The organism is Ramlibacter sp. (genome assembly GCF_013697775.1).
Lineage (GTDB): Bacteria > Pseudomonadota > Gammaproteobacteria > Burkholderiales > Burkholderiaceae_C > Ramlibacter.
Genome location: NZ_JACCWG010000356.1, coordinates 1 through 2,663, shown reverse-complemented (window position 1 = coordinate 2,663; position 2,663 = coordinate 1). Strand labels below are relative to the sequence as shown.

5 protein-coding genes are annotated in these 2,663 nt (G+C 71.3%); 3 read left to right on the top strand and 2 right to left on the bottom strand.

From position 1 onward, the window contains the following. The 3 genes from H0U68_RS17970 to H0U68_RS17960 form a co-directional block, all read left to right on the top strand. On the top strand, positions 1-277 hold a 277-nt coding region (locus tag H0U68_RS17970), incomplete at its 5' end, for an ATP-binding protein (RefSeq protein WP_296358078.1). Between the two features lie 231 nt (positions 278-508). Beyond that, entirely contained in the window at positions 509-1,051 is a 543-nt protein-coding gene (locus tag H0U68_RS17965; protein WP_296358077.1) for a DUF4166 domain-containing protein, read from the top strand. Continuing rightward, the gene (locus H0U68_RS17960; RefSeq protein WP_296358075.1) at positions 1,048-1,437 is read left to right on the top strand and encodes a DCC1-like thiol-disulfide oxidoreductase family protein; all 390 of its coding nucleotides are present in this window, start codon (positions 1,048-1,050) and stop codon (positions 1,435-1,437) included. The genes H0U68_RS17965 and H0U68_RS17960 overlap by 4 nt, the downstream gene beginning before the upstream one ends. Before the next feature lie 24 nt (positions 1,438-1,461). Here H0U68_RS17960 and H0U68_RS17955 read toward each other — a convergent pair whose 3' ends face one another. After that, on the bottom strand, positions 1,462-2,067 hold the full coding sequence (locus tag H0U68_RS17955) for a carboxymuconolactone decarboxylase family protein (protein WP_296358073.1): 606 nt from the start codon (positions 2,065-2,067) through the stop codon (positions 1,462-1,464). Beyond that, the coding region (locus H0U68_RS17950) for a YbfB/YjiJ family MFS transporter (protein WP_296358072.1) at positions 2,057-2,663 on the bottom strand (607 nt) is incomplete at its 5' end. The genes H0U68_RS17955 and H0U68_RS17950, both read right to left, overlap by 11 nt.

Below are 2,663 nucleotides of genomic sequence, written 5' to 3'. Positions count from 1 at the left end.
CCGCTACAGTGGCGGCGGCCCGGTGACGGTGGACGTGCGGCGCCAGGGCGCGCATGCGCTGCTGCGCGTGTGCGACCGCGGCCCGGGCGTGCCGCCCGAGCTGCGCGCGCGCATCTTCGAGCCGTTCTACCGCCTGCCCGGCGCCAGCGAACGCGAGGGCGGCGTCGGCCTGGGCCTGGCGCTGGTGCGCTCCATCGCCGAGCGCCACCACGGCGACGTGGCCTGCGAAGACCGCGAAGGCGGCGGTGCCTGCTTCGTGCTGCGGCTGCCGCTGTGACCAGATGTCAGGCGATGTAAAAAGGCGCCGAGGCCGTTGCCGCACCCCGCGGCCTCCTCCGATTGGAGGAGGCGAAGGCTGCAACCAGCCGCTAAATTCGTTTCAACGCTGTCACGCGCATTGCAGTTGCCGCCACCGAATTCAAGTCTCCCAACGACGTCCTTTCAAGGACCTTCGCAGCCGCCGCAAGGTGGCTGTTTTTTTGGGCCGCATCAGAATGGAGGGTGACGCATGAACCCTTCATCGATCTACCAGCGGGCCATGGGCCCTGAATTCGACAAGCTGGCGCTGCCGGTCCGGCGCTTCCACACCTTGTCCGGCCAGCACGTCCTGCATGGCTGGGTGCGAACCGACGCGCCGGCGTCGGCACTGGGCAGATTGGTGGCGCGAAGCCTCGGCGCACCGCGCACAAGCTACAGCGGCCCCCTGCGCTTCGAGCTGAACGCGCAGCCCGGGGTCGAGACCTGGACCCGTTTCTTTCCGGGCAAGACGATGACCTCACGGCTGCAATTGCGCGGGCAGCACCTCGTGGAGGCGCTCGGGCTGGCGCAACTGAGCTTCGGGCTGGTGCAGGTGGACGGGCAGTTGCGGATGCAGCTGCTCGGGCTGCGGTTTCTCGGCGTGCCCTGCCCTGCCTGGCTGGCGCCACGCGTGCTTGCGCAGGAGTCCGGCGACGCGGAGCGTTTCCGGTTTCACGTGCATGCATCCATGCCGCTGCTCGGAACTGTCGCCAGCTATCAGGGCTACCTCGATCTGCCGCCGGAGGCTCCATGATCGTCGTGTTCGATGCCCAATGCCTGCTGTGCAGCCGCTGGGTCAGGTTCCTGCTGCGCTACGACCGCCGCGCCATCTTTCGCTTCGCGTCGATCCAGGGCGCAGCCGGACAAGCCCTGCTCGCCCAAGCGGGCTTGCGGGCCGAGCAGCTCGACACCTTGCTGCTGGTCGACGGGCAACGCACCTGGCGGCACACGGCGGCGATCCTGCGGGTGCTGCATGCGCTGGGATGGCCGTGGCGGGCGGCGTGGATCGGCTGGCTGGTTCCGGCGCCGCTGCGCGATGCCGCCTACCGGCTGGTCGCGCGCAACCGCTATCGCCTGTTCGGCCGGTCGCCGTCCTGCCTGGTGCCGCCCGCGGACCATGCGGTCCGCTTCATGGACTGACGCGACCGGGGCGACCCGGCACCGTCAGGCAGGAAACGCCTGCAGCGGCTTCGCCTGCGCGCCCGCCTGCGCCGGCGTGCGGGCCACGTTCATCAGCCACGACACCATCGCGAAATAGCCGATCAGGCTGGTGAGCTCCACCACGCCCTGTTCGCCGAACTGCGCGAGCGCGGTGGCGTAGGTGGGGTCGCTCACGCCGTGCGTGGCGAGCAGTTCGCGCGTGAAGTCCAGCGCGGCCTCTTCGTCCGCGGGCAGTGGCTGCGGGCGCGCGCCCAGGCGCACGGCCTCCAGCGTCGCCCCCGCCACGCCGGCCTTGGCGGCCAGCGGCGTGTGCATCTGCCACTCGAACTGGTTGCCCACGTGGCGCGCCACGGCGCAGATGGCGAGTTCGCGCACGCGCGCATCCAGCACGCTGGCAAAGCGCAGGTACTCGCCGACCTTGCCGACGCGCTCCAGCAGCTCCGGGCTGCGCAGCAGCGGCAGGAACGGGCCGTACACGCCCTTGCGCGGGCCTTCGGTCAACGCGCGGGCGGCGGCCGCCTGCGCCTCGCTCATCGCGCCGGCTTGCGGCATGGGCAGGCGTTCGCGCGGGTCGGCGGCAAAGCCTTGCGGTGTGGCATCAGCGGGCATGGGACAGGTCCTGTTTGTTGTTGGACACGATGGAGCGGTGCAGCCGCCAAAGCCACCAGGCGGTGAGCCAGGATGCGGCGGCGGCGGCCTGCAGGGCCAGGTCGAGCCCGTGCGCGGCGAGCGACGGCATGCGCAGCAGCAGCGCCGATGACGCCGGCCCGGCGATCTGGCCGATGGCGAAGGCGGTGGTCATGCGGCCCACCCACAGCGTGGGGTTGCCGGGCACGCGCGCGCGGATTTCCTGGATGCCGGCCAGCGTGATGACCATGAAGGTGCCGCCCACCAGCAACGCCGACAGCCCGATGGTCCAGCCGTTGCGCCACAGGCTGGGCAGCAGCGCGCCCAGCCCCATGGCAGCCTGCGTCGCCGCCCACACCTGCAGCCGCGAGGCGCGGCGCAGCCACCAGCCGGACAGCAGCGTGGAAACGACGGCGGTGGCGCCGAACACCGGCCACGCGAGGCCGAACCAGCGCGGATCGTCGATCACGCCGCGCGCCAGCACCGGCAGGAAGGTGGCGGGCAGGATGTAGCCGAAGCCCATCACGCCGTAGCACAGCACGATGCCGCGCGTGCCCGGCGCGGCGCCCGGCGCGGAC

Excerpts from the sequence above, each read along its gene's own strand:
- H0U68_RS17965 (WP_296358077.1), top strand. The coding sequence starts at position 509 with ATGAACCCTTCATCGATCTACCAGCGGGCCATGGGCCCTGAATTCGAC.
- H0U68_RS17960 (WP_296358075.1), top strand. The coding sequence starts at position 1,048 with ATGATCGTCGTGTTCGATGCCCAATGCCTGCTGTGCAGCCGCTGGGTC.
- H0U68_RS17955 (WP_296358073.1), bottom strand. The coding sequence starts at position 2,067 with ATGCCCGCTGATGCCACACCGCAAGGCTTTGCCGCCGACCCGCGCGAA.